The sequence below is a fragment of the Pseudomonas chlororaphis subsp. chlororaphis genome (assembly GCF_003945765.1).
GTDB lineage: Bacteria > Pseudomonadota > Gammaproteobacteria > Pseudomonadales > Pseudomonadaceae > Aquipseudomonas > Aquipseudomonas chlororaphis.
This window is the reverse complement of record NZ_CP027712.1, coordinates 4,834,688-4,860,584: the sequence shown is the minus strand read 5'-3', so window position 1 is coordinate 4,860,584 and position 25,897 is coordinate 4,834,688. Positions and strand designations below refer to the sequence as shown.

Annotated in this window: 28 protein-coding genes; 12 read left to right on the top strand and 16 right to left on the bottom strand. The window is 62.9% G+C overall.

The features are described from left to right. Positions 1–23: 23 nt before the first annotated feature. Positions 24–1,982 carry a cation:proton antiporter gene (locus C4K27_RS21765; RefSeq protein WP_053262142.1) on the bottom strand — a complete coding sequence of 653 codons (1,959 nt, stop codon included), beginning with the start codon at positions 1,980–1,982 and terminating at the stop codon, positions 24–26. Positions 1,983–2,198: 216 nt separating this feature from the next. Here C4K27_RS21765 and C4K27_RS21760 point away from each other — a divergent pair, with 216 nt between their 5' ends. The 4 genes from C4K27_RS21760 (at position 2,199) to C4K27_RS21745 (ending at position 4,333) form a co-directional block, all read left to right on the top strand. Next, complete coding sequence (locus tag C4K27_RS21760; protein ID WP_053262141.1) at positions 2,199–2,435, top strand: glutaredoxin family protein; 237 nt, start codon at positions 2,199–2,201, stop codon at positions 2,433–2,435. A gap of 113 nt (positions 2,436–2,548) precedes the next feature. Next, positions 2,549–2,977, top strand: coding sequence for a S24 family peptidase (locus C4K27_RS21755; RefSeq protein ID WP_007923264.1), 429 nt, complete (start codon positions 2,549–2,551; stop codon positions 2,975–2,977). Positions 2,978–3,033: 56 nt separating this feature from the next. Continuing rightward, positions 3,034–3,354: a hypothetical protein gene (locus tag C4K27_RS21750; RefSeq protein ID WP_007923266.1), complete on the top strand. Its 321-nt coding sequence runs from the start codon at positions 3,034–3,036 to the stop codon at positions 3,352–3,354. Positions 3,355–3,442: 88 nt separating this feature from the next. After that, positions 3,443–4,333, top strand: a complete 891-nt coding sequence (locus C4K27_RS21745) for a pseudouridine synthase (RefSeq protein WP_053262140.1) — start codon at positions 3,443–3,445, stop codon at positions 4,331–4,333. Between the two features lie 80 nt (positions 4,334–4,413). Here the strand turns inward: C4K27_RS21745 and C4K27_RS21740 are convergent, their stop codons facing one another. Together C4K27_RS21740 and mobA are read right to left on the bottom strand one after the other, a co-directional pair. Next, positions 4,414–4,635 (bottom strand): YgdI/YgdR family lipoprotein, encoded by a 222-nt coding sequence (locus tag C4K27_RS21740; protein ID WP_007923269.1) that lies wholly within the window; start codon positions 4,633–4,635, stop codon positions 4,414–4,416. A 71-nt stretch (positions 4,636–4,706) separates the two neighbouring features. Then, on the bottom strand, positions 4,707–5,315 hold the full coding sequence (gene mobA, locus C4K27_RS21735; protein ID WP_053262139.1) for a molybdenum cofactor guanylyltransferase MobA: 609 nt from the start codon (positions 5,313–5,315) through the stop codon (positions 4,707–4,709). Positions 5,316–5,394: 79 nt separating this feature from the next. Here mobA and moaB point away from each other — a divergent pair, with 79 nt between their 5' ends. Continuing rightward, the gene (moaB, locus tag C4K27_RS21730) at positions 5,395–5,934 is read left to right on the top strand and encodes a molybdenum cofactor biosynthesis protein B (protein WP_007923271.1); all 540 of its coding nucleotides are present in this window, start codon (positions 5,395–5,397) and stop codon (positions 5,932–5,934) included. A gap of 22 nt (positions 5,935–5,956) precedes the next feature. Beyond that, positions 5,957–7,144: a molybdopterin molybdotransferase MoeA gene (locus C4K27_RS21725; protein WP_162235139.1), complete on the top strand. Its 1,188-nt coding sequence runs from the start codon at positions 5,957–5,959 to the stop codon at positions 7,142–7,144. A 58-nt stretch (positions 7,145–7,202) separates the two neighbouring features. Here the strand turns inward: C4K27_RS21725 and C4K27_RS21720 are convergent, their stop codons facing one another. Continuing rightward, positions 7,203–7,466 (bottom strand): hypothetical protein, encoded by a 264-nt coding sequence (locus C4K27_RS21720; protein ID WP_009044924.1) that lies wholly within the window; start codon positions 7,464–7,466, stop codon positions 7,203–7,205. 224 nt (positions 7,467–7,690) lie between these two features. Here C4K27_RS21720 and yegS point away from each other — a divergent pair, with 224 nt between their 5' ends. Next, positions 7,691–8,593 carry a lipid kinase YegS gene (gene yegS / locus C4K27_RS21715; protein ID WP_053262137.1) on the top strand — a complete coding sequence of 301 codons (903 nt, stop codon included), beginning with the start codon at positions 7,691–7,693 and terminating at the stop codon, positions 8,591–8,593. Here yegS and C4K27_RS21710 read toward each other — a convergent pair. The 3 genes from C4K27_RS21710 to C4K27_RS21700 all read right to left on the bottom strand — a co-directional run bounded on the left by C4K27_RS21710 (position 8,590) and on the right by C4K27_RS21700 (position 11,110). Then, positions 8,590–9,249 (bottom strand): response regulator, encoded by a 660-nt coding sequence (locus tag C4K27_RS21710; RefSeq protein WP_009044922.1) that lies wholly within the window; start codon positions 9,247–9,249, stop codon positions 8,590–8,592. The two genes, yegS and C4K27_RS21710, sit on opposite strands and share 4 nt — an antisense overlap. After that, positions 9,246–10,139: a sensor histidine kinase gene (locus C4K27_RS21705; protein WP_053262136.1), complete on the bottom strand. Its 894-nt coding sequence runs from the start codon at positions 10,137–10,139 to the stop codon at positions 9,246–9,248. The genes C4K27_RS21710 and C4K27_RS21705 overlap by 4 nt, the downstream gene beginning before the upstream one ends. Positions 10,140–10,642: 503 nt before the next feature. Continuing rightward, positions 10,643–11,110, bottom strand: coding sequence for a hypothetical protein (locus C4K27_RS21700; protein ID WP_053262135.1), 468 nt, complete (start codon positions 11,108–11,110; stop codon positions 10,643–10,645). Positions 11,111–11,650: 540 nt separating this feature from the next. Between C4K27_RS21700 and C4K27_RS21695 the strand changes: the two genes are divergently transcribed. Next, on the top strand, positions 11,651–12,586 hold the full coding sequence (locus C4K27_RS21695) for a chemotaxis protein CheV (protein WP_009044919.1): 936 nt from the start codon (positions 11,651–11,653) through the stop codon (positions 12,584–12,586). Between the two features lie 99 nt (positions 12,587–12,685). Continuing rightward, positions 12,686–13,489, top strand: a complete 804-nt coding sequence (locus C4K27_RS21690; protein ID WP_053262134.1) for an MOSC domain-containing protein — start codon at positions 12,686–12,688, stop codon at positions 13,487–13,489. Positions 13,490–13,571: 82 nt separating this feature from the next. Here C4K27_RS21690 and ppnP read toward each other — a convergent pair whose 3' ends face one another. From ppnP to C4K27_RS21650, 8 genes are all read right to left on the bottom strand, one after another. Next, complete coding sequence (ppnP, locus tag C4K27_RS21685) at positions 13,572–13,856, bottom strand: pyrimidine/purine nucleoside phosphorylase (RefSeq protein WP_007930001.1); 285 nt, start codon at positions 13,854–13,856, stop codon at positions 13,572–13,574. A gap of 81 nt (positions 13,857–13,937) precedes the next feature. Continuing rightward, entirely contained in the window at positions 13,938–14,480 is a 543-nt protein-coding gene (locus C4K27_RS21680) for a 3'-5' exonuclease (protein WP_007930003.1), read from the bottom strand. Positions 14,481–14,549: 69 nt separating this feature from the next. After that, entirely contained in the window at positions 14,550–16,508 is a 1,959-nt protein-coding gene (locus tag C4K27_RS21675) for an acetyl/propionyl/methylcrotonyl-CoA carboxylase subunit alpha (RefSeq protein WP_053262133.1), read from the bottom strand. A 43-nt stretch (positions 16,509–16,551) separates the two neighbouring features. Then, positions 16,552–17,349: an enoyl-CoA hydratase/isomerase family protein gene (locus tag C4K27_RS21670; RefSeq protein WP_053262132.1), complete on the bottom strand. Its 798-nt coding sequence runs from the start codon at positions 17,347–17,349 to the stop codon at positions 16,552–16,554. Next, a complete protein-coding gene (atuD, locus tag C4K27_RS21665) occupies positions 17,346–18,503 on the bottom strand; it encodes a citronellyl-CoA dehydrogenase (protein WP_007930006.1) in 1,158 nt (385 codons plus the stop codon). Before atuD ends, C4K27_RS21670 begins: the two co-directional genes overlap by 4 nt. 210 nt (positions 18,504–18,713) lie before the next feature. Further along, positions 18,714–20,330 (bottom strand): geranyl-CoA carboxylase subunit beta, encoded by a 1,617-nt coding sequence (gene atuC, locus C4K27_RS21660; RefSeq protein WP_053262131.1) that lies wholly within the window; start codon positions 20,328–20,330, stop codon positions 18,714–18,716. Between the two features lie 3 nt (positions 20,331–20,333). Beyond that, positions 20,334–21,218 (bottom strand): SDR family oxidoreductase, encoded by an 885-nt coding sequence (locus C4K27_RS21655; protein WP_053262130.1) that lies wholly within the window; start codon positions 21,216–21,218, stop codon positions 20,334–20,336. A 12-nt stretch (positions 21,219–21,230) separates the two neighbouring features. Beyond that, positions 21,231–23,021, bottom strand: coding sequence for an acyclic terpene utilization AtuA family protein (locus tag C4K27_RS21650; protein ID WP_053262129.1), 1,791 nt, complete (start codon positions 23,019–23,021; stop codon positions 21,231–21,233). Between the two features lie 210 nt (positions 23,022–23,231). Between C4K27_RS21650 and C4K27_RS21645 the strand changes: the two genes are divergently transcribed. The 3 genes from C4K27_RS21645 to C4K27_RS21635 all read left to right on the top strand — a co-directional run bounded on the left by C4K27_RS21645 (position 23,232) and on the right by C4K27_RS21635 (position 25,274). Further along, positions 23,232–23,855: a TetR/AcrR family transcriptional regulator gene (locus tag C4K27_RS21645; protein ID WP_009044910.1), complete on the top strand. Its 624-nt coding sequence runs from the start codon at positions 23,232–23,234 to the stop codon at positions 23,853–23,855. 106 nt (positions 23,856–23,961) lie between these two features. After that, complete coding sequence (locus C4K27_RS21640) at positions 23,962–24,753, top strand: substrate-binding periplasmic protein (protein WP_053262128.1); 792 nt, start codon at positions 23,962–23,964, stop codon at positions 24,751–24,753. A gap of 83 nt (positions 24,754–24,836) precedes the next feature. Next, positions 24,837–25,274: a hypothetical protein gene (locus C4K27_RS21635; protein ID WP_053262127.1), complete on the top strand. Its 438-nt coding sequence runs from the start codon at positions 24,837–24,839 to the stop codon at positions 25,272–25,274. A gap of 56 nt (positions 25,275–25,330) precedes the next feature. Here the strand turns inward: C4K27_RS21635 and C4K27_RS21630 are convergent, their stop codons facing one another. Next, a complete protein-coding gene (locus tag C4K27_RS21630) occupies positions 25,331–25,879 on the bottom strand; it encodes an RNA polymerase factor sigma-70 (protein WP_007922891.1) in 549 nt (182 codons plus the stop codon). Positions 25,880–25,897: the final 18 nt, after the last annotated feature.

Sequence of the window (25,897 nt, the reverse complement as noted above, 5' to 3'; positions counted from 1 at the left end):
CCGGCCAGGGCCGCTGCCGCTGATCATTGGCCGCCGAGCAGGCGCGCCTCCGACGCTTCGATGGCCGCCAGCGGGCCGGACATCAACACCGTATCGCCGGCTCGCAGCAGGGTGCCGGCGGCCAGCTCCAGGTCGCGGCCATCGCGCTGCACGCCTTGCACATCCACACCCAATTGCTCCAGCGCCAGCTCGCCGAGGGCCAGGTCGCAGGCGTGGGCTGCGCTGCCGAGATTGACCGCATGCATCAGCACCCGCGGCTGGCCGCGATTGTCCAGCAGGTCGGTCTGCGCCCCATGGTAGAAACCATGCAGCAGGCGATAGCGGTTGTGGCGAACCTCGTCGACCTTGATCTGTACCTGGTGTTCCGGTAGCCCGAGCATCACCAGCGCATGGGACGCCAGCATCAGGCTCGACTCCAGTAGCTCCGGCACCACTTCGCTGGCACCGGCGGCTTTCAGTTCGGCCAGTTGGCTGTCGTCCCGGGTGCGCACCAGGATCGGCACTTCGCTGTTGATCCGGCGCGCGCTTTTCAGCACGTTGAGGGCGATGTCGGTCTTGTCCACGGCAATCACCAGCAGCCGCGCGCGTTCGAGGCCGACCGCCGCCAGCAGCTCGGCGCGGCGGGAGTCGCCGTAATGCACGCAGCTTTCGCCGGCCGCGGCTTCCTGGACCCGCACCGGGTCGTCGTCCAGGGCAATGAAGCGCTGCTGTTCGCGGCGCAGGAAGCGGCCGATCGACTGGCCGACACGGCCATATCCACAGATCACCACATGGTCCTGCAATGCGGCGTTGAGGGCGCTGATTTCTTCCAGGTGGGCCTCCTGGTTCGGCTTGCGGTGCAGGCGCGCGGCAATGCCCGGGGCGGCGCGCAGCAGCAGGGGCGTCAGCAGCATCGAACAGAAGGTCGCGGCCAGCAGCAGGCCGCTCAGCTCGGCCGGCATCAACTGGCTCTGCTGCATCTGCGCCATCAGCGCAAAACAGAACTCGCCGCCCTGGGCCAGGGCCAGGCCACTGCGCCAGGCCGTCTCGCCGTCGCTGCCGCGCAGCTTGAGCAACAGTGCCACCACGGCACCCTTGATCAGCATCAGGGCCAGGGTCAGGCCGAGGACCAACAGGGCATGGCTGGCGAACAATTGCAGGTCGATCAGCATGCCGATGCTGACGAAAAACAGCCCCAGCAGAATGTCGCGGAACGGCCGGATATCGGCCTCGATCTGGTGCCGGTAGCGGCTCTCCCCAAGCAGCATGCCGGCGAGGAACGCACCAAGGGCGGGGGACAGGCCGAGCAGGTGGGTCAGCCAGGCGGTCAGCAGGACGATGACCAGGGCCAGCAGCACGAACAGCTCGGCGGAATGGGAGGCGGCCACCTCGTGGAACAGCCGGGGCAGCAGCCAGCGGCTGGCCAGCGCCAGGCCGATGAACAGCAGGGCGGTCTTGCCCAGCGTCAGGGGCAGGGCCCAGTACCAGGCCTGTTCAGTGTTGCCGGCGAATACCGGCACCAGGGTCAGCAACAGCACGGCCACCACGTCCTGGAACAGCAACACGCCGATCGCATTCTGCCCGTGGCTGCTGAAGATTTCCCCGAGGCTGCCCAGCTCCTTGCTGACAATGGCGGTGGAGGACAGCGCCAGGCCCGCACCAAGCAGCAGAGCCGGGATCAGCGGTACGCCGGCGAGAATCAGCAGGCCGCCAAGGACGGCGCCGCTGCACAGCACTTGCAGGCTGCCCAGGCCGAATACCACCTGGCGCAGGGCCAGCATTTTCGATACGGAAAACTCCAGTCCCAGGGAAAACAGCAGGAACACCACCCCCAACTCCGCCAGGTCGGGCAGGTTTTCGTTGTCGTTGACCCAGCCGAAGGCGGTCGGCCCCACCAGCAGGCCCACGCACAGGTAGCCCAGCACGGGCGGCAGGCGCAAGCGGCGGAACAGGGCAATCACCACCAGGGATGAAGCGAGGATGATCAACAGATTGGCGAACACAGACATCTCCGGGCGGCGGGTTGTAATGACAGAGCGTAGAGGCAAAAAAAGCCGCGAGGGTCACTCAACCGCAAGTTGGCGGCGCTGACCTGCATCAGCTGTTTGGCAGAATGCTTGTCGATGATTGCTGCTGACCGCAGGATGCTGCGTTCATCGGTCGACGGCTTTTTTCCGCCGGCCTAGAATAAGCGCCTGTCTCTTTTCGGTCTGTATGTCATGCCTCCTGAATGTCAGCTGTTCGGCACCCTGGGCTGCCACCTGTGCGAACTCGCCGAGGCGGAGTTGATGCCGCTGGTGGAGCACGGGCTGATGGTCGAGCTGGTGGATATCGCGGAAGACGAAACCCTGTTCGAGGCGTATGGCCTGCGTATCCCGGTCCTGCGCCGCGTGGACAACGGCGCCGAGCTGGGCTGGCCGTTCGATGCCGAGCAGGTGGTGGCCTTCCTGCGCTGAGCCGGCCTGTCGCTGGCACGACCCTTTCCGTTTGTCGCCTGCGCTGCAATCCCTTGGCGGGATCCCGATTATTCGGTTACTGTATATGCGTACAGTTATCGGGATGGTTCGTCATGTCTCTCACAATCCTCGCCCGCGCCGAGCGTTTGCAACACCTGTCGCCCGAGCATGCAGGGCACGACGGGTTTGCCGCCGGGCTCACGTTCGAAGGCGGTTTTTCCCTGGATCGTACCGTGGGGCTCGGAGCGCCGCAGATCCGCGCGGTGCTGGTGGATGACGACAGCCTGCTGGGCTTCGGGATCTATCCCGGCGACCGGCTGATCGTCGATCGTTCGGCGGCCCCGGCGGTGGATCAGTACGTGGTGGCCCATCTCGATGGCGAAGACGCCTATGGCGTGCGCCTGCTGGCGCCCGATCCCAAGGGTGGGCTGCTGCTCAAGGCGGCGCGACCTTCGATTGCACCGATCCCCCTGGACGATCGGGACTCGGCGCAAATCTGGGGCGTGGTGTTGTGGGTGGTCAGTTATGTCGGCCGTGGCTGATATCGATGCGCAGGGCGTGTGCTCAGTGGATGAATGAGAGGGTAGAAGGACTGATGATGGTCAATGTCGAACAATTGAAGAGCAGTGTGAACCGCATGTCCGCCGATGTGGTGCGCGAAGCGGTACTCGAACTGCGCCTGGACGGCCTGGTCACGGAAGGCAAGACACCGTTCAACAAGCTGCATTTCAATACCTGCTTTGCCGAAATCGAAGCTCTGTTCCAGCGTGCGGGTTATCACCGGCAACTGGACGTGGTGGGGTATCAGGGGTTGTTGTATGCGCTGTATGACCCGGCCCGCTGGGAGGCGGTCGATGTGCTGCGCTGGCTGAAGGAGTTCACCGATGCCGCCGCGCAAGCCGGCGTGGCCCGGGCTTAGTCGCAGGTTCCGGAGGGGGAAACTCTCCTAGGCTCCCCGGGACCCATGTTGGATAATGTCGCTCTGCATTGTCCGCTCGAGCTTTTGTATGTCTTCCGTACCTTTTTTTGCCGCACAGCATCAGGCCAGCACCCTGTACCTGCCCCCCGGTTCATGGCCAACCGTACTGGATTGCCTGTGTGACCATTTCAGCACCATCAGCCGTGAGCAGTGGCTGAGCCGGATCGCCCGCGGCCGGGTGCTCGATGGACAGGGACTACCGATCGGTGTCGACCTGGCATACCGCGAAGGCCTGCGCATTCATTATTTTCGCGAAGTGCCCGACGAAAAGGTCATCCCGGTGCAGGAGTCGATTCTTTACGTCGATGAGCACCTGGTGGTGGCGGACAAGCCGCATTTCCTGCCGGTCACCCCGGCGGGGGAATATGTCGAGCAAACCTTGCTGCGCCGCTTGATCCGCAGCCTGGACAATCCCCACCTGGTGCCTCTGCATCGCATCGACCGGCATACGGCGGGCCTGGTGTTGTTTTCGGCCAATCCGCAAAGCCGCTCGGCCTATCAGTCGCTGTTCCCGACGCGCAGGATCGACAAGCGCTACGAGGCCATCGCACCGGCCTTGCCCGGTCTTGAGTTTCCACGGGTGCATAAAAGCCGCCTGATCGATGGCGAGCCCTTTTTCCGGATGCAGGAAGGGCCTGGTACGCCTAATACGGAAACGGCACTGGAGGTCCGGGAAAAGAACGGTGACCTCTGGCGTTATGGGCTGTATCCGGTGACCGGCAAAAAGCACCAGTTGCGGGTGCACATGAGTGCGCTGGGGGCGGCGATCTGCAACGACCCGTTTTATCCCGATGCGCTCAAGGATGTGGAGGACGATTACGCCAAGCCGCTCAAACTGCTGGCCCAGGGCCTGCGTTTTACCGACCCGCTGACAGGGGAGGAGCGCGAGTTTGAGAGTCGGATCACCTTGCAGTGGTAATCCAGGCAACTGCTTGCTGCTGCCAGAAACGATAAAGCCCGCGAAAGCGGGCTTTATCGTTTCTGGCGTAACGGTATGGATTACAGCTCTTTTACCGTACGAACCTGATCCTTGTTGATGCGGGTTTGTTTGCCGTCCAGTTGTTCGAACTCGTAGAAACCGGAATCCTCATCGTATTTCGGCGTATCGACGGCCTGGATTTCGCGACCGTCATTCAGGGTGATCACAGTAGGCGATGCGCAACCGGCGAGAGTGGCAAGGCCCAGTGCGAGCATGAGAGTGGCGAGAGTCCGCTGAATCATTATGTGTCTCCGAGATGAATACTTTTAGTTGCTGTGCTTGAGACGTATACAACGCCTGCAAGTTCCTTGAGTTAAGGGCATTCTGACACGCCGTGCTGCTGGCTTAACAGCTCTGGTGTATTCAGATTAGCCAATCGGGGATCGTTTGCGGGACATTGCAGGGCCTGAGCATCCAGCCCGCGCATGATACGTCCGGGGCTGCGCTCACCGTTCTGCCAGGCTCCGTCGAAGGTGCCGAGCAGCGTGCGCGGAATGATACACAGCAAGGGTTCCCAGTGCTCGCCATGGCGCAGCATCAGTGGTTTGTCCGGATGCAGGGCGGCGCTTTGCCGCATGGCGTCGATCAGTTGCGCATCGATGCGCGGCACGTCGCAAGGCAACACCAGCAGTCGGGCATGCCGGGCGACGGCCAATCCGGCACGAATACCTGCCAACGGCCCCGGGAAGTCATTGCTTTCGTCCTGCACCAGTTGGTCGGCATAAGGCGCGTACTGCCGGCGATTGCGGTTGCAGGAAATGATCAGGTCATCGCTCAGGCCGCGGGTCAGTCGATGCAAATGGGCGATCAATGGCCGGCCCTGCCACTCGATCAGCCCCTTGTCCCTTCCGCCCATGCGTTGGCCGCGTCCACCGGCCAGGAGCAGAATGGAGCAGGGTGGCAAATCTGTGCGCGGGGTCATGGCACTTCTCCACAGGGGCGGTCAAAGAGAGCGCTGTGATATAACACCGGGCTGTTTCTCCTACAACTGGATCGAGCCTATGAAAGCCAAGGCTGATGTACCTTTTGCACCCTTGAATATCGCGGTGCTGACTGTCAGTGATACCCGGACCCTGGAGACCGATACCTCCGGCCAGGTCTTCGTCGATCGTCTGAGCGCTGCAGGCCATAACCTGGCCGCGCGCGTCCTGCTCAAGGACGATCTCTACAAGATTCGCGCACAAGTGGCGACCTGGATCGCCGACGACCTGGTCCAGGTGGTGCTGATCACTGGCGGCACCGGTTTTACCGGCCGCGACAGCACCCCGGAAGCCGTGTCTTGCCTGCTCGACAAACAGGTCGACGGTTTTGGCGAGTTGTTCCGTCAGATCTCGGTGGCCGACATCGGCACTTCCACCGTGCAGTCCCGGGCCTTGGCCGGGCTGGCCAACGGCACGCTGGTGTGCTGCCTGCCGGGCTCGACCAACGCGGTGCGTACCGGTTGGGACGGCATACTGGCCGAGCAGTTGGACTCGCGGCACCGGCCGTGCAATTTCGTCACGCACCTGAAACAGGCGGCGCCTTGTGAATCCCGTGGGTAAGCCGGGCAAGACCGGTGCCTTGATGCCGGTCGAGGCCGCATTGGCCCGTTTGCTGGAGATGGCCGAGGCTACTCCCATTCTCGAGCGCGAGCGGCTGCCGCTGGCGGCAGCTCAAGGCCGGGTCTTGGCCGACGATTTGATTTCCACCCTGGATCTTCCGCCCTGGCCCAACAGCGCCATGGACGGTTATGCCTTGCGTGCCGCGGATTGGAGCGGTGAGGCCCTTGTGGTCAGCCAGCGCATTTTCGCCGGCCAGGCGCCCGAGCCTTTGGCGCCTGGTACCTGCGCACGCATCTTCACCGGGGCGCCGGTCCCGGCGGGGGCCGACTGCGTGGAAATGCAGGAGAACGCCGAGGTTCAGGCCGATGGGCGGGTGTCCTTTACCGAGCCGCTCAGCGCCGGGCAGAACATTCGTCCCCAAGGCCAGGAAACCACGGTCGGCGAGTGTGTATTGGTGGCCGGAACGCAGCTGGGGCCGATCGAGCTGGGGCTCGCTGCTTCCTTGGGGGGCGCGGAGCTGGAGGTGGTGCGTCGAGTGCGGGTCGCCGTGCTCTCCACCGGCGACGAGCTGGTAGAACCCGGGCAAGTGCTGGGTCCCGGGCAGATCTATAACAGCAACCGTGTCCTGCTGTGTAGTTGGTTGCAGCGGTTGGGCTGTGAAGTGGTCGACGGCGGGATCCTGCCCGACGATCTGCCCACGACCCGGCGGCGCCTTGCCGAACTGGCGGATGTGGACCTGATCCTGTCCACCGGTGGTGTATCGGTGGGCGAGGCGGATTTCCTGGGCATCGCCTTAAGAGAAGAGGGCGAGCTTGCGCTCTGGAAGCTGGCGATCAAGCCGGGCAAGCCGTTGACCTTCGGGCATTTCCGCGGCGTGCCGGTGATCGGCCTGCCGGGTAACCCGGCCTCGACACTGGTGACCTTTGCCTTGCTGGCTCGCCCCTATATTTTGCGGCGCCAGGGAGTGAAGGAGCTGCAGCCCTTGCAGTTCCAGGTTCCAGCCGGGTTTGCCTGGTCGAAACCGGGGAGTCGACGAGAGTATCTGCGTGGGCGTCTGGAGCAGGGCAGGGCAATCATCTACCGGAACCAGAGTTCCGGGGTCTTGCGCAGTGCCGCCTGGGCCGAGGGGCTGGTCGAGGTACTGGAAGAGCGAACGCTGGTTGAGGGCGATTGGGTCAACTTCATCCCATTGAGTGAAGTCCTGGGCTGACTCCAGGGGAGGCGGACCTGGTCGGCAGCGCCGGGTCCATCCTCCAGAGCCCTGCCTATCAACGCAGGAGTAAAAGGATCAGCAAGCCAAAACGGCTGTTAAGTCCCCAGGACAGCAGTGCCGATATAAATCCGGCATAGGCCAACACCCACGCGAGCTTCTTGAGCAAGGCATGAAGCTTGCTGTCGGGCTTATGCTCGGGGTCACGGGTATGTACTTGATGGACACTCAGTTCCGGGTGTTTGCCTGTACTGAGCAGGATGCTCCCTTCCAGCCGAGTGAGCGCGGAGTTCGAGCGTTCAAAGCATTTCTTGTCATCCATGTGTTTCGCTTCCCTGTTTGAGGCGTCGTTCGCCTGCCATGAACATTCTCCGATTGTCTGTTTCGGGTCAATTCAGGTGATTCTCAATCTGCGGTCAGAAAAGTTACCGGTCAGCCAGCAGACGGTCTGATGGGGACAAGTTGATTACAACCCGGTCGGACTTTTTCTCATGGACCGAGGGTCAACATCCTTCAATGGCCCTCGAATGACAGGAGTGATGAGCGATGAGCGAACGCAAGGCGATGCTGATACTGCACGGCAAGCAGGCCCTCAACGAAGAGGTTCGCGAGGCTGTCGAGTGCAAGCGTGAAGAGGGTTGGGAGCTGGCGGTCCGACTGACCTGGGAAGCGGGCGACGCCCAGCGCCTGGTGGATGAAGCCCTCGTGGCCGGTTACACCCGCCTGATCGCGGGAGGCGGTGATGGCACCTTGCGTGATATCGCCGAGGCCATGGCGGCGCAGGCCAACGATGCCAGCCTGGTGTTGCTGCCGCTGGGGACGGCCAATGATTTCGCGCGGGCGGCTGGCGTGTCGTTGCTGCCCCATGAGGCATTGAACCTGCTCGACGCTCCGGCACGGGCGATCGACCTCGGCGAGGTCGGTGGCCAGGTATTTCTCAACATGGCCACGGGCGGGTTCGGCAGCCAGGTGACGGCCAATACCTCCGAGGACCTGAAAAAGATTCTGGGGGGCGCGGCCTATCTGTTCACTGGTTTGTCTCGTTTCAACGAACTGCATGCAGCATACGGTGAACTGCAGGGGCCAGACTTCCATTGGCGCGGCGAGTTGCTGGCCCTGGGGATCGGCAACGGGCGCCAGGCCGGTGGTGGTCATCTGCTGTGCCCAGAGGCGATGGCCGATGACGGATTGCTGGATGTCAGTATCCTGCCGGCCCCCCAGGAGTTGGTGGGCACCTTGAAGGACCTGCTGGCCGGCGGCTGGGGGATCGACAACCTGTTTGTGCGCACGCGCCTGCCCTGGGTTGAAATCAAGGTGTCCGAGGGGCTGGATATCAATCTCGACGGTGAGCCCCTGCAAGGCGAAAACCTGCGTTTTCGAGCGCTCCCAGGGGCATTGCGGGTGCATTTGCCGGAAGACTCCCCGCTGTTGGCGGCTTCGGCGTCTTAATCGTCGAGGCTGATGATCTGTTCGCGGACGGCAAACAGGACCAGGCCGGCCACATCATAGATCTGCAGGCGTTTCATGATCTGTGAGCGGTGGGTTTCCACGGTCTTGATGCTCAGGCCAAGCCCATGAGCGATTTCGCGGGTCGATTTGCCGCGAACGATCAGGCGCAGGATCTCCAGCTGGCGTGCGGTCAGGTTATGGGTTTCAACGGGTTCCGGATGGGGCTTCTGCACGCGGATCAGCGCCTGGTTGATCACCGTGTGGGCAATGGCCGGGCTGAGATAACGCTCGTTGTTGCGCAAGGCGTCGAGCGCGTGCTCGAGCTCGTTGGCGGTGGTGTCCTTGAGCAGATAACCATGAGCGCCGGATTCTAGGGCCTGCATGATCAGCGCCGGATCGGTGTGCATCGAGAGAATCAGTACTTTGCTCTGCGGATGCACCACCTTGAGTCTCTTCAGGGCTTCGAGGCCGCCGATATCCTTCATGGAAATATCCAGCAGGATAATGTCCGGCGACAGCCTCTCGACCATTTCCAGTACTTGTGCGCCATCGTTGGCTTCGCCGATCACGGCATAGCCAGGAATGTCCATGACCAGGGCACGCACGCCAGCCCTGATGAGCGAGTGGTCATCCACCAGAAGTAAATTGCAGGTCAATGTAAAACCTTATTCGTACTGGCCCGTTCGAGTGCGCGAGGCGCCCAGGGGAAGAGTGCTTCGATTTGTGTGCCCTGGTCGGGCTGGCTGGAAACCTTCAGGGTGCCACCCAGTTGCGCGATTCTTTCCGACATGCCCGCCATGCCGCGTTGTCCTTGCGCGCCAGGATTGGCCGCTGGGGAAAAGCCACAGCCATCATCGCTGATAAACAGCGAAAGGCCCTCGGGCAGGCGTTGCAGGCGTACCAGCAGGTTATCCGCCTGGGCGTGACGCAGCATGTTGGTGACGGCTTCCTGAGTGATGCGAAAGGCGGCCACCGCCATCTCCTCGGGGATGCCTGCCAGGCGTTGCTTGCATTCCAGGCTCCAGTGCACGGAAGTGTTTTCCAGGGTCTTCAGCAAGTGTGCCCGCAGGCTGGCTTCCAGGCCCAGGCTGGCCAATTGCCGGGGATTAAGAATGGCCGATACATCGCGCACCTTGGCCAGGGTTTCTTCCAATGTGCTTTGAAGCGTCGTGCAGTGCTGTTGCAGGTCTTCGGGCAGGCGGCGCTTGAGCCATTCGCTTTGCAGCTTGGCGGCAGTCAACAGCTGACCAATGTCATCATGTAATTCGCGACTGAGGCGATGGCGCTCGTTTTCCTGGACTTCCAGCAAGCGATCCGCCAGTTCCTGAGGCTGGAACTTGATCGATTTGCGCGAATCGCCGTAATAGGCCCAGACACTGGCCAGGGCCGCCAGATTCAGGATCAGCAGGCTGAGGGGAAAGGTCGTCGACAGGCAATAGACGGCCAGACTTCCAAGTGCCGAGCATGAGCACAGCAACAGGTTGAGCCAGCGCAGGTTTATTCGAGAGAGAAGCCTGGTGGCAGTTGACTTGAGGCTGGCGTACATAGCGGATGGAGCCAATGAATGTTCGCTGCGGGGAGACCGGTCAAGTCGACTGACGGGCCCCGGTTTGGAAAACGGTATTATTTGAGTATGCGGCTTCAATTAACGCGGTCTATTCGTTGGGAGCAAGCCTTGCACTGATCAGGTGTGTAACAAGATCAATCTGAAATCACAGTGCCATTAAGGATATCGTTTAGTGGCTGGCATAGTATCAGCTTAGCTACCGTTGGTCGCGCCTCTATATATGTCCAGCGGGTCAGGAATATTGCCTTTTGGGACGTATGTTCCGATTCGCTTGTTTTAACTGGCTCCGCTCAAACAGTGACTGTATCTGGCCTTGGCGAACGGGTAGGCGAGATTCAGAACACTTGAAGTCTCGGGATTGGTTTTATTTAGTTGTGTTAGTTGGTTCTGTCGTTAACAGGCATGAAATATTGGATAACGACATGATGCTGGTCAATGTCACGACATATCTAACGACTGAAGTTAGGTATTAACGACAGGGTCTATGCGTTTCTCTTGGCGATCGAAAAAACTTTGAACGAATTTTGGTGGCAGGACAGGGGGGCGGGCAGAGGGTCGATTTGCACGGCGAGGGATTCGATGAGGGTGGCCTGTTCGTTGCCATCGAGGTTCAACTGCCCAGTCACCGGATCGACGAGTTCAAGCTGCCAGGCCATCAGGCTGAAGCATTCCTCGAGGGTGTCGAGGATCTGCTTGTTCATGTCCGGATGAGGATGGGAGTGATCCAGCAACGCATGAACCTGGCGCGAGAACTCGGCGGTGCTGCGCAGCGCCAGCGCGTCGGTTTTCTCGGCCAGTTTGAGCAGGGTGGACAACATGCAATCGATGGCGTCCTGATCGTTCCTGATCAGGTTGAGATGGTTCAGGCATTCAACAGACTTGGCCAATAGTGCTTCTGCCTCAAGCAGAAAGTCGGGTGACTGGTGCCACTCTTTATCGTCGATCAGCATGCTTGTCTCCACGACGCCACGTCAGATGATGGAATGGTCCGTTTTGTGAGCGGCTGTAAGGTATTACGTTGGTTATGCCGTGGGATATAGGACGAATCTGATTGGTTCTCAATGGACGAAGACGCTGTGCTGGTGTTTAGTCTGCAGGCGACAGACTGCCGAGCACGGTGTGTCGGCCGCGCTTGGACAGCGGAGGCGGGGGGGCTCGAAGGGGTACCAGCCCATCTTCCTGCGATCACAAACAAAAGCCTGACTCCATTCATGCAATGAGAATGGCGTCACATTAATGGCTATTGGATATTGCGAATATCAGGTTGGTCCTGATTGCCGATAGGGGATTCCCTTATAGAGGGGAACCAAGCGCTGAAATAGAGGTCGCGGCGGGGAAGTTGAGTGGGTGAAATCGCGAAGCCAGTAAAGCATGATGTTAATGTGACATCAATGCCTTTGCATGGCATTTTGTATGCGGGTCAAGATTCGGCGAATTGCGCCGATAACCAGCGTTAGTGAATTCATCAGAACAAGCCCAGGAGTCATTACATGGCCGGCATTCTCGACACGGTAGATCAACGCACACAACTGGTGGGTGAGAATCGCCTGGAAATCCTCATGTTCCGTCTGGCCGGGCGACAGTTGTTCGCGATCAACGTGTTCAAGGTGCAGGAAGTCCTGCAATTGCCGAAGCTGACGCTGATGCCCCAGCGCCATCCGTTCGTCTGTGGCGTGGTCAACCTGCGGGGGCAGACGCTGCCGGTCATCGACCTGTCCCAGGCGATCGGCATGCGGCCACTGGTGCCAGGTCCCAACAGCACCATCATCGTCACCGAGTACAACCGCTCGGTGCAGGCCTTCCTGGTGGGGGGCGTCGACCGCATCGTCAACATGAACTGGGAAGCCATCCTGCCACCGCCGACCAGTGCCGGGCGCCAGCATTACCTGACGGCGATCAGCAAGGTCGACGATCAACTGGTCGAGATCATCGACGTGGAAAAGGTCCTGGCCGAAATCGTTCCGTACAACGCCAAGGTGTCGCGCGACAAGCTCGACGATCCGGTGCTCGAACGTGCCCGCGGCCGTGAAGTGCTGTTGGTGGACGACTCCAACGTGGCGCTGTCGCAATTGCGCGACACCCTGGGCCAGTTGGGGGTGAAGATGCACATTGCCAGCGACGGCCTGAAGGCCCTGAAGATGCTCAAGGCCTGGGCCGATACCGGGGTCGACATGACCGACAAGCTGCTGATGGTGTTCACCGACGCCGAAATGCCGGAAATGGACGGCTATCGCCTGACCACCGAAATCCGCAACGATCCTCGTCTGCGCGGCCTTTATGTGGTGCTGCATACCTCCCTGTCCGGCAGCTTCAACGAGTCGATGGTGAAGAAGGTCGGTTGCGACAACTTCCTGTCCAAGTTCCAGCCGGACAAACTGGTCGACGTGGTGCGCCAGCGCCTGATGCTGGACGAAGTTCCCGCCTGACGGGAGCCGTGGCCGGAGCGACGCCTGCGCGGCAGGTGCTTCTTTGATTCGCGGGCCGGCTCGTATAAGGTTGCTTTCTTTGCCTCCCGGGAGCTGGCCATGCGTCTCAGCGCGCTTTATCGATACCCCTTGAAATCCGGCAAGGGTGAGTCCCTGCAACAGGTCGCGCTGGACAGGCTGGGGCTGGAGGGAGATCGACGCTGGATGCTGGTCGATGAACCCAGCGGACGCTTCCTGACCCAACGTGCGGTCCCGCACATGAGCCAGCTTTCGGCGCTCTGGAACGCCGAGGGAGGGCTGACCCTCAGTGCTCCCGGTTATCCATCCCTCGATGTGCCACTGCCTGGTGCGGATGCCCCGTTACGTGGCGTGACCATCTGGCGCGACACCCTGCGCGTACCGGATGCCGGCGACGAAGCCCATGCCTGGCTGAGCGATTTCATCGGCAAGCCGACCCGCCTGGTACAGGTCCCACCGGACCGTGCTCGCACCACTCAGGCCGGTTATGGCAAGGATGACGATCAGGTGGCCTTTGCCGACGGTTTTCCGTTGTTGCTGATTGGCGAGTCCTCGCGGGAAGACCTGTCCAGTCGTGTCGGCCGTCCCCTGGAGATGTTGCGCTTTCGCCCGAACCTGGTGATCGAGGGCTGCCCGGCCTTCGCCGAAGATGGCTGGAAACGCATCCGCATCGGCGATATCGAGTTTCGGGTGGTCAAGCCTTGTGCGCGTTGCATTCTCACCACCATCGATCCGCAGACCGGCGAGCGCAGCGCCGACCGTGAACCGCTGGCCACGCTGCAGCAGTACCGGGCGCAAGAAGGCGGGGCGATGTTCGGGCAGAACCTGGTGAACGATGGCATTGGCCGCCTGGAAGTCGGCATGCCGGTCACCGTGCTGGAATAGTCGGTGGCGCTGAAACGAAAAATGCCCGTATCGCCAGATACGGGCATTTTTTATCGCTGACGATTAGTCCCCGGGAGTGGGATCAGCCGCGGTATTCGCACAGGTAGGCGGTGTCGACGGCCACTTTCAGCTGGAACTTGCTGTTGGCCGGTACGTTGAACTGGCTGCCGGCGGCAAAGGTTTCCCAGTCGTTGCTGTCAGGCAGCTTGACGGTCAGGGCGCCGGAAACCACGTGCATGATTTCCCGTTGAGCCGTGCCGAACTCGTATTCGCCCGGAGCCATGACGCCGATGGTGGCGGGACCTTCGGCCGTGCCGAAGGCAATCGACTTGACGGTGCCGTCGAAGTACTCGTTGACTTTAAACATGGGCGATTCCTCAAAAAGGGGTCAAAAAGGCCGGCCAGTATGCACAAGGCCTTCAGATGCGTCACCTGTTGCGCGGACGGATCAGCCGGGAAGAATCAGAGGCAATAAACGCGCCGTATTGCGGGCATCTTCCAGGGCGCGATGCTGCTGGCCGGTGAACTGCAGCCCAGCGAGTTGCAGCGCACCGTTCAGGCCCAGCGGTCGTTCGAGGCGGCGGGCCTTGGCGAAGCGTTGCTTGAGGTTCATGTGCGGCAGTTGGGCGAGGGCGCTGTGCAGTTGCGAGCGTTGCCACTCCTGCAGCAGTTGCTTGCGATCGTAGTCGCCCCAGCTGGCCCAGCCCTCCAGGCGCGTGTGATGCTGGCCCAGCCAGCGTTCGAACAGCGGCCAGACTTCGCTCAACGGCTGGGCGCCGTCGATCTGGGCCTGGGTGATGTGGGTCAGTTCACGGCAGAACGGTGTCAGCATCGGCCGCCGCAGCGGGCGCACGAAGCGTTGGAAATGGTCCAGTTCACGCCCTTCGCGGTTCACCAGGGTGGCGCCGATCTCGATGATTTCCATGTCGGTCAGCGGCCAGCCTCCTTCGTCCGTGGTGGCTTCCAGATCAATTACCAACCAGTGGGGCATCACAGGCTCCAGCTTCAACATCCCGATGAGGCTTGAGCGTAGCCAAACCCGACGTCTGCGCCTAGCGGCTTATTCCACCTCCAGCAGAATCTGGCGGTTTTTCACCTGATCGCCCAGGTTGACCTGCAGCCGCTTGATCACGCCATCGATCCCGGCCTTCAGCGGATGCTCCATTTTCATCGCCTCCAGCACCAGCAGCAGTTGCCCCTTGCTGACGGTCGCGCCCTCGCTGACCAGTACGTCGACTATGGCGCCGTCCATGGGCGCCTTGAGCATGCCGCTGTGGGCGCCGGCCTGGCTGGCGACCGGTGCGTGGCTCAGGTCTTGAAGGTGCAGGCTGCCAGGACGGGTGAACAGCCAGAGCTGCCCGGCTTCCAGGGTGTAGGCGTAGCGGCGGCGGATACCGTCGATGGTCGCGCAGGCCCAGCGGCCATCCGTCTCCAGCAGCTGTACCTCGAAGCCTTGGTCGGCGTGTTGAATCCGCAGCGTTCCGGCCTGGTTATTCAGTTCAAGGTTCCATACGGCTTCACCCGAGCCCAGGCGATAGTGCAGCGGCACACTGGCGTAGTTGCGCCAGCCGGCCAGCACCGCGCCGTGACGCTGGGCCGCGTGCTGATAAAACAGTGCCGCGGCCAGGGCCAGTTCGGCGCCGCTTGGCGGTTGCGGGCGCAGGCTTGGATCGTCGGCGAAATGTTCGGCGATAAACGCGGTGCTGAATTCACCGCTGGCAAAGCCAGGGTGGCGAAGCAGGTTCGCCAACAGCTTCTGGTTGCTCGCCACGCCGGTCAGCACCGTGTCCTCGACCGCGCGCAACAGCTTGCGACGCGCCTCTTCGCGGGTGGTGCCGTGGGCGATGAGTTTGCCCAGCATCGGGTCATAGAATGGGCTGACGCTCTGGCCTTCCAGCAGGCCGTGATCGATGCGCACATCGGCACCCAGTGCTGGTTCCCAGCGCCGTACCTGGCCGGTTTGCGGCAGGAAATCCTGCGCCGGGTCCTCGGCATACAGCCGCACTTCGATGGCATGGCCCTTGAGTTCGACCTGTTCCTGGCGCAGCGGTAGCGGTTGACCGGCCGCCACTTGGAGTTGCAGGGCCACCAGGTCCAGGCCGGTGATCATCTCGGTGACCGGGTGTTCGACCTGCAGGCGGGTGTTCATTTCCAGAAAGTAGAATTGCCCCCGTGCATCGAGGAGAAACTCCACGGTGCCGGCGCCGACATAATTCACCGCCCGACCGGCCTTGAGGGCGGCCTCGCCCATGGCCTGGCGCAGCTCGGCGGTCATCACCGGGCAGGGCGCTTCCTCGACGACTTTCTGATGACGGCGCTGGATCGAGCAATCGCGCTCGCCGAGGTAGATCAATTGGTCGTGGCGGTCGCCGAACACCTGGATTTCCACATGCCGCGGTTCGATCAGCGCCTGCTCCAGAATCAACTCGTCGCTGCCGAAGGCGTGCAGCGCCTCGGAGCGCGCGGTACGCACCTGGGCCAGCAGCTCATCGGCTCGCTGCACCAGGCGCATGCCGCGTCCACCGCCACCGGCGCTGGCCTTGATCATCAGCGGGTAGCCGATGCGTTCGGCTTCGCGTTGCAGGGTCGCATCGTCCTGTTCCGCGCCCTGATAACCGGCGATGCAGGGGACGCCCGCCGCGAGCATCGCCAGCTTGGACAGGCGCTTGCTGCCCATCAGTTCGATGGCCTCGGCGCTGGGGCCGATAAAGGTGATGCCGGCTGCCTCGCAGGCGCTGGCGAATTCGGCGTTCTCCGACAGAAAGCCGTAGCCGGGATGCAGCGCGTCGGCGCCCGTGCGCCGGGCCGCGTCGAGGATCGCCTGGCTGTTCAGGTAGGACTGTTGGACCGCCGCCGGGCCGATACGCACCGCCTCGTCGGCCATCCGCACATGCAGCGCATCGGCGTCGGCGTCGCTGAACACCGCCACGGTGCGATAACCCAGGGCTTGGGCGGTGCGCTGGATGCGGCAGGCGATTTCACCGCGATTGGCGATCAGGATTTTGCTGAAGGCGGGCATGGGGTGGTTTCCTGAGATCGGTGGTGTTTGGTCGCGATGGGGCTCATGAGGCCCACGCCGGTTTGCGTTTCTGCACGAAGGCCATGGTTCCTTCGATGCCTTCGGCACCGGTGACGGCGGCGCCAAACTGTTCCGCTGCGCGATCGAGCAGCGGCGCCAGCGGTTCTTCAGTGCTGGCCAGCAACAGGGCCTTGGTCGCGGCGTTGGCCTCGGGCGCGCAGCACAGCACATGGGCCAGCACTTCATCGAGGCGTTCGGCCAGGGCCTCTGGGCCGTCTTCGACAAAATGCACCAGGCCCAGCCGTTCGGCTTCGTTGCCATCAAAGCGCGCGGCGGTCAGGGCCAGCCGACGGGCCTGGGTCAGGCCGATGCGCTTGACCACAAACGGCGCGATCTGCGCCGGCAGCAGGCCGAGGCTGGTTTCCGGCATGCCGAACTGCGCCTGATGATCGGCGATGGCGATATCGCTGACACAGGCCAGGCCGAAGCCGCCACCCAACACCGCGCCCTGCAGCAGCACGATCAGCACCTGTGGGGTGTGCTGGGCTTCCTCGAGCAGTGTGCCGAACGCCCGGTTCAGTTCCTGATAGGCACTGGCGCCCTGGGCCCGGGCACTGGCCATGTCTTTCAGGTCGCCGCCGGCGCAGAAGTGCCCGCCGGCGCCCCTCAGGACCAGGGCGCGAATGCCGCGGTCATCGCGTACCGCCGCCAGCACCGCGCGCAGTTCGGCGACCATGTGCAGGCTCATGGCGTTACGGCTGTCCGGGCGATCGAGGGTGATGTACAGGACGCCGCCACGGGGCGCCAGCAGCAGGGTTTCGCAGGCGGGCAGGCGGCTCATTTTCTTTTCCCCGGCAGGATGCCCATGAGTTTGCAGATGATGCCCAGCATGATTTCGTCGGCGCCGCCGCCGATCGAAACCAGGCGCACGTCGCGGTAGGCGCGGGCCACTGGGTTGTCCCACATGAAGCCCATGCCGCCCCAGTATTGCAGGCAGCTGTCGCTGACTTCGCGGCCCAGGCGCCCGGCCTTGAGCTTGGCCATGGACGCCAGGCGGGTGACGTCCTGGCCGCGCACGTATTGCTCGGTGGCCTGGTACACCAGGGCCCGCAGGCATTCGATTTCGGTGGACAGCTCGGCCAGGCGGAAGTGGATCACCTGGTTGTCGATCAGCGCGCTGCCGAAGGTCTTGCGCTCCTTGCAGTACTCGATGGTGCTGTCGACGCAGTACTCCAGGCCCTTGATCATGTTGGCCGCGCCGAACAGCCGCTCTTCCTGGAATTGCAGCATCTGCATCATGAAACCCGCGCCTTCGTGGCCGATGCGATAGCGCTGGGGCACGCGCACGTTGTCGAAAAACACCTGGGCGGTTTCCGAACTGCGCATGCCGAGCTTGTCCAGGTGCGGGCTGAGGCTGATGCCGGGGCTGTTCATCGGCACCATGATCAGCGACTTGTTGACGTGGGGCTTGTCGTCCGAGGTGTTGGCCAGCAGGCAGATGAAGTCGGCGCTGGGGGAGTTGGTGATCCACATCTTGCTGCCGTTGATCACATAGTCGTCGCCGTCCTTGCGCGCGGTGGTCTTGAGCCCGGCCACGTCGGAGCCGGCACCGACTTCGGAGACACCGATGCAGCCGACCATTTCCCCGCTGATGGCCGGGCGCAGGAACTCCTCGCGCAACTCGTCGGAGCCGAAGCGCGCCAGCGCCGGGGTGCACATGTCGGTCTGCACGCCGATGGACATCGGGATGCCGCCGCAATGGATGGTGCCGAATTCTTCGGCGGCGACGATCGAATAGCTGTAGTCCAGGCCCATGCCGCCGAACTTCTCCGGCTTGGAGATGCCCAGCAGGCCCAGTTCGCCGGCCTTGCGGAATATCTCGTGGATTGGAAAGCGTCCGGCCTTTTCCCATTCCTCTACATGCGGGTTGATCTCGCGCTCGACAAAATTGCGCACCGTGCGCCGCAGTTCTTCATGTTCCTGGGTGAAGATCATTTTTATTGTTCTCCTCAAGTTGAGTGACGCAATCCCTGAACCTTGTTACCCCTGTAGCCGCTGCCGCAGGCCGAAAACACCGTCGTTGCGGAACTGCTCGCTGTCCCTGTAGCCGCTGCCGCAGGCTGCGATCGGCCCCGCAGGGGACGTGCCCTTGAGGCCCTTGAAGGCCCTTCGGGCCTTATCGCAGCCTTCGGCAGCGGCTACAGGTCAGAACCGTGCGACGCCGAAGCTGTTGGGTTGTAGCTGACGCACCTGCGCCTCGTGGCAGATATCCAGCAGATAACCCAGCAGGGTGCGGGTATCCCGTGGGTCGATCAGCCCGTCGTCCCACAGGTTGGCACTGCCATACAAGGCCGTGGATTGGCTGTCGAGTTTCTGCGCCGTGACCTGTTCCAGCATATCCAGCATCTGCGGATCGGCCGCCTGGCCTTGCTTGGCATGCTTGGCCTCGGTGACGATGCGCAGCACCTTGCCGGCCTGGGCACCGCCCATCACCGCGGTGCGGCTGTTGGGCCAGGCGAAGATGAAGCGCGGGTCCAGGCCGCGGCCGCACATGGCGTAGTTGCCGGCGCCGTAGGAGCCGCCGACCACGATCGTCAGCTTCGGCACCCGGGCATTGGCCACCGCCTGGATCAGCTTGGAACCGTGCTTGATCACGCCCTGCTGCTCCGACTCGGTGCCGACCATGAAACCGGTGGTGTTGTGGAAAAACAGCAGCGGGGTGCCGCTCTGGTCGCACAACTGAATGAACTGCGCGGCCTTGCTCGCGCCTTTCGGGGTGATCGGCCCGTTATTGCCGATAAAACCGCAAGGGCGCCCCTGGATCTGTAAATGGCCGCAGAGGGTCTGCTGGTCGAACTCGCCCTTGAACTCGAGGAAGTTCGAGCCGTCGGCGATGCGCGCGATGATTTCCCGGGCGTCGTACGGCTTCTTCGGGTCGTCGGGAATCAGCCCCAGCAGCTCGTCGATCGGGTACAGCGGCTCCGCATAAGGCCGGGGCGGCTGTAGCGGCAGCCGGGCATTCCACGGCAGGGCTGCGAGGATTTCCCGCACGATGCGCACGCCGTCGCCGTCGTTTTCCGCCAGGTATTCCGCGGTGCCGGCCACCTGCGCATGCATTTCGGCGCCGCCCAGTTCTTCATCGGTGGCCACCTCGCCGGTGGCGGCCTTGAGCAATGGCGGGCCGGCGAGAAACAGCTTGGCCTTGCCGCGCACCACCACCACGTAATCCGACAGCCCCGGCTGGTAGGCCCCGCCGGCGGTGGCCGAGCCGTGGACCACGGTGATCTGCGGCAGGCCCATGGCCGACATGCGTGCCTGGTTGGCGAAGCTGCGCGCGCCTTCGACGAAAATCTCCGCCGCGTAATTGAGGTTGGCGCCGCCGCTCTCGGCCAGGGTCACCACCGGCAGTTTGTTTTCCATGGCGATCTGCTGCAGGCGCAGGGATTTTTTCAGGCCGCTGGGGGAGATGGTGCCGCCCTTGATCGCACTGTTGTTGGCCACCACCAGCACCCGCACGCCGCTGACGTAGCCGATGCCGGCGATCAATCCGCCACCGGCCTGGCTGCCGTCCTTGTCGTCGTGCAGCTTGTAGCCGGCCAGGCTCGCCAGTTCGAGAAAGGGTGCGCCGGGGTCGAGCAGCAGATTGAGGCGTTCGCGGGGCAGCAGTTGCCCGCGCTTTTCGAATTTCGCCTTGGCCTCGGCGGCCTTGGCCAGCAGGTTCTGTTCCAGCTGGCGGATCTGCGCGATGCCGGCCAGCATCGCCTCGCGGTTCTGCTGGAACTGCGGGCCGTGGGGATCGAGCTGGGACTGTATGACTGGCATGGCTTATTTCCCGTCCTTGAGTGGCTCGTCCTTCAGCACATCCGGCAGGTAGGCGCGGTGGAAGCCGTTGTAGGACTCGCTGTGGGACGCCTTGTGCAGCGGCCAGGCACGGCTGCCGAGGCTGGCGGCGCCGTCGATGCGCAAGGTGCTGCCGCTGATGAAGGCCGCCGCCGGGCTGAGCAGGAAGACGATGGCGGCGCTGACTTCCGACTCGGTGCCGATGCGCTTGAGCGGTACGTGTTCACGCAGGGTCGGGATCACCGCCTTGAACGCGCCTTCGTAGGTGTCCATGCCGCTGGAGGCGATCCAGCCCGGCGCCACGGCGTTGACCCGCACCCCGGCATGGCCCCATTCGAACGCGGCGGTCTTGGTGAAATTGTCCATCCCCGAACGGGCGGCGCCGGAATGGCCCATGCCGGGCATGCCGCCCCACATGTCGGCGAGCATGTTGACGATGCTGCCGCCGTGCTTGCTCATGGACTGGTTGAAAACTTCCCGGGCCATGAGAAAACCGCCCACCAGGTTGGTGCGCAGCACGGTTTCAAACCCTTTCTGATTGATCGAGGCCAGGGGCGAGGGGTACTGCCCGCCAGCGTTGTTGACCAGTCCATGCAGCGGCCCGTGGTCACGGATCAGTTCGCTGACCAGGGCCTTGACCGCTTCCTCGTCGCGGATATCGCAGGCATGCCCGCTGGCCTGGCCGCCGTCTTCGGCGATCTCCGCGGCCACCTTGTGCAGCTTGTCCGCCTTGCGCCCCACCAGCAGCACCCGGGCGCCAAGGGCCGCCAATTCATGGGCGGTGCAGCGCCCGATGCCGCTGCCGCCGCCGGTGACGACTATGGTGTGGCCGGCGAACAGGTCGGGTTTGAAAATCGAGTCGTAGCCCACGAAAAGCCTCCTTCAGTTGATGGCGTCGGCGATGCTCTGCGGCACCGGGATCTGGATTTCCAGCAACTGCTGGGCGAAGGCCTTGCCTTGCGGGTCGATGCGCAGGCTGGCGACACCGCCGCCACCGAGGGCGTTCTCCAGCAGGAAATTCAGGCTGTGGGTGCCCGGCAGGTACCAGCGCTGGACCCGGCCATGCACCGGGTCCAGCACATGGCTCATCCAGTCCACCACGACGGCGGGTGTCAGGGCCTCGGCGATCCACGGCAGGTATTCGGGGGCGCGCGCCATGACCCCGATATTGCTGTGGTTGCCCTTGTCGCCGGAGCGTGCCACCGCCAGCTTGACCAGCGCCACACTGGCGTCGGCGCGGCCCACGGGGCTGGCCACGGCGTGGGGCGCGGGCAGGGCGCTGGCGTCGAGGCTGTCGAGTTCGGGCAGCTCGACCCGGTGGTGCTGGCCGGCCATCTCGACTTCCAGAGTGCAGGCGCTCTTGTCGATCAGGAACGAGAACAGGCGGATCAGCGGATAGACCGTGGGCCGGCCTCCGACGATGCCGGTCAGGCCCGGGGCCATGCCGGTGGCGGCCTGGGCGATCTCCCGGGAAAACAGCACCAGCGCGCGTTTGTCCGGATGGCGCACGGCGAGCTTGATCACCACTTCGCGGCTGTCCTGGCGCTGACCGTGGGGGCCATAGGTGGCTTCGCTGCCGAGCAGTTCGATATTGACTTCGCTGTAGGGCGCCCAGCCGCGCTGGCCGAACATTTGCGTGGTCTTGTCGATGATCGCCTGGCTGACCCGACGTGCCTTGGCCACCGCGTCGATGCCGGCGATCAGGCAACTGGCGGTGCAGCGGAAACCGTCCGGGTAAGTGGCGCTGACCTTGTACTGGCCGGTCGGCGGCAGGCCCTTGGCGCCGTGCACGCTGACCGCATTCTTGCCCTGTTGGCGCAGCTTGACCTGGGTGAAGTCGCAGACCACATCGGGCAGCAGATAGGCCCGTGGGTCGCCGATCTCATAGAGCAGTTGTTCGCCGACGGTCAGCGGCGTGACCAGCCCACCGGAACCTTCGGGCTTGCTCACCACGAACTGGCCGTCGGCGCTGACCTCGACTATGGGAAAGCCGATGTGTTCGTAGTCCGGCACGTCGCGCCAGTCGGTGAAGTTGCCGCCGGTGCACTGCGCGCCGCATTCGATGATGTGCCCGGCGAGGGCGGCCTGGGCCAGTTTGTCGTAGTCGTGCCAGGACCAGCCGAATTCATGCACCAGCGCGGCGCTGACCACCGCGCTGTCGACCCCGCGACCGGTGATGACGATGTCGGCACCCAGTTTCAGGGCTTCGACTATCCCGGGGGCGCCGAGGTAGGCATTGGTGGACACGCACATCGGTGGCAAGGGGGCGCCGCTGAACATTTCATGAATGCCGCTGCCGCTCAGTTGCTTGAAGCGGGGTTGCAGGTCGTCGCCCAGCAGCACGGCGATTTTCAGGGCCACGCCGGCCTGGTTGCAGGCCGCTTGCAGGGCCGCGGCGCAGGCCTGCGGGTTGATCCCGCCGGCGTTGCTGATGACCCGGATCTCCTGCCGGGCGATCTCGCCCAGCAGCGGGCTCAAGACCTCGACGAAATCCGTGGCGTAGCCGGCAGTAGGGTCCTTCATTCGCGCGCCGGCCATGATCGACAGAGTGATCTCGGCCAGGTAGTCGAACACCAGGTAATCCAGGCGGCCGCCCTCCACCAGTTGCGCGGCGGCGCTCGAGGTGTCGCCCCAGAAGGCGCTGGCACAACCGATGCGAAGGGTCTTGGTCATGGCTGGGGCTCTCGATAAAAGACTCGATAAAAAGACGCGATGACAGAACTGGATCGAGACTACCAAGCAAGCGCTTGGTTTGTAAACGTCGGAAATATCTTATTCCCAAGCGCTTGCTTGGTCGTCCCCGCGGGCTTAAATTGCGCGCGCAAGCTCCCTGTTTCAGGGGGCTGCGCCGCATAACGATCGAGCGAATGTAGGAGAGAGGCCGTGGACGAGCAAAAAGCCTTGCTGGTGATGCGCCAGCTGGTCGCCAACGGGCAACTGACCGATCCGGACAGCGCCCGCGGCAAGCTGCTGCAAACCGCGGCTCACCTGTTTCGCAACAAAGGCTACGAGCGCACCACGGTGCGCGACCTGGCCGGCGCGGTGGGCATCCAGTCCGGCAGCATCTTTCATCACTTCAAGAGCAAGGACGACATCCTGCGCGCGGTGATGGAGGAAACCATCCACTACAACACCGCCCTGATGCGCGCCGAACTGGCCGAGGCCGGCAGCGTGCGCGAACGGGTGCTGGCGCTGATCCGCTGCGAGCTGCAATCGATCATGGGCGGCAGCGGCGAGGCTATGGCGGTGCTGGTCTACGAATGGCGCTCGTTGTCGGCCCAGGGCCAGGCCGACGTCCTGGCGCTGCGCGACATTTATGAGCGTATCTGGCTGCAGGTGCTGGGCGAGGCCAAGGAGGCCGGCTTTATCAAGGGCGATGTGTTCATTACCCGGCGTTTTCTCACCGGGGCGCTGTCCTGGACCACCACCTGGTTTCGCGCCGAGGGCAGCATGACCCTCGAGCAACTGGCCGAGGAAGCGCTGACCCTGGTGCTCAAGGAGCCGTAGGCCCCCTGCAAGTAATTAATTATTCAGTGGAAAGTTGTCGAAGCCAGGGAAACCGCCTAGTTTTAATGGCATTGCCCTGTTTCTTTTCTTGAGGTGAGTTGCCTTGATGTCTTCGCCAATGCGGACGGCTTTGCGAGTGCTGGTGTGGGGGCTGGCCACCCTGACGGTTTTTCCGGCCTGCGCTGCGCAGTTGGTACGCGTGGGAGCGGCGCATTTTCCCCCTTATACCGTGCGTCCCGAGCAGGGCGCCGACACCGGGCTGCTGCCGCAACTGGTGGACGCCTTGAACGCGCTGCAGAGCGACTACCAATTCGTACTGGTGCCGACCTCGATTCCCCGGCGTTTTCGCGATTTCGAGCAAGGCCGCGTCGACATGGCGATTTTCGAGAACCCGGCCTGGGGCTGGCAGAACATTCCCCACACCAGCGTCGACATGGGCCTGGAAGATGCCGAAATCTTCACCGCCCAGCGCGAGCCCGGCCGCGGCCAGGAGTATTTCGCCGACCTCAAGGGCAAGCGCCTGGCCCTGTTCAGCGGTTACCACTACGCGTTCGCCAACTTCAATGCCGACCCCAAGTACCTGGCCGACACCTACAACGCGACCCTGACCTATTCCCACGACAGCAACCTGCTGATGGTGCTGCGCGGTCGTGCCGACATTGCGCTGGTAACCCGTTCCTACCTCAGTGATTTTCTTTCGCACAATACCGACACGGCGCAGCAATTGTTCGCCTCCGATCGGATCGATCAGGTCTACCACCACTACGCGCTGATTCGCCCCATGGCGCCGATCAGCGGCGAAAACTTCGCCAAGTTGCTGGGGCGCCTGCGCGACAGCGGTGAATTGCTGAAGATCTTCGATCCCTACCGCATCGTGGTCATGCCACCGGCCAAATGAAGCTGCCCGCAGGGCGGCTTGCCTAAATTTCCCTGTGCGGCTCACGTCATTTGGTTGAACACTGATGACGCTGAGTCCGTGCCATGTCCTCTCTCGATACGCTGTCCGCTGTGGCCGTTGCCGATACCTGCCGTTGCGCCGCCGATCCCGCTGGCCTGCAACCGCTGCGCCTGGCCGGTATTGAAACGAGCGGTGCCAGCTGCGGGCCTGGCACGCCACTGCCACCGGCGGGCAGCGAGGTGCTGCAAGCCTTGCGTGGGCAAGAAGGGTGGCGTGACAAGTGGATGGCCGGCTGGTTATCGACCCTGGTGCATTCGTTATGCCTCGACCACGGGCCGAGCGAATGGCTGGCCGAGGACGCGGGCCAGAGGCTCGAGCAGCAGGAGCGTTGCCTGCATTGTGGAAGAGCCTTCGATTTTTCCCACAAGCGCGCCGCCTTGCTGATTCTGGCGCAGGGGCGGGGTGTCGGACGGCATCGGGTGGTCGAGAAGATCTGGCGGGAGCGTTCCTGTTCGCGGTAGCGCCGTGGCTGACGGTGGCTATCGCGATCAGGTGCGGGAGTAGCGTGCGGCGCGGATCAGTGGCGGGCGTAGGTATCGGCGCGGTTGCCCGAGACTTTGCGGCAATGCACCAGCGCATCGCGAATCATGAAATTCACCAGCGTCGGCGAGACCCCGAGTTCCTTGGCGATGTCCTTTTGCGGCACGCCATGCAGGCGATACATCTCGAACGCATAGCGGGTGCGGCTGGGCAGCTCCGTCAGCGCGTCGGCAATGTGTTCCAGGGTCGAGAAATTGATGTGTGAGGTTTCCGGTGACGCTCCCTGCACGACCACATTCAGACCCTCTTCTTCAGTGCCCGAATACTTCTGCTCCAGCGCCTGCTTGCGATAGTGGTCGATCGCCAGGTTGCGCACGATCTGGAACAGATAGCTCAACTGCGCCTTGAACGATGAGGTGATCTGCGGCGCCGATTGCAGCCGGAAGAACGCGTCTTGCACCACGTCTTCGGCACGGGAGCGACAGCCGGTAATACGCGCCGCGATCTTGACCAGGATCAGGCGGTTGTCGACAAAGGCCTGGAGTAGCGGTGAATCGCACCTGCTTGTGGATACTTGTTCCGTCATGGAAATCACCTTGCTGCA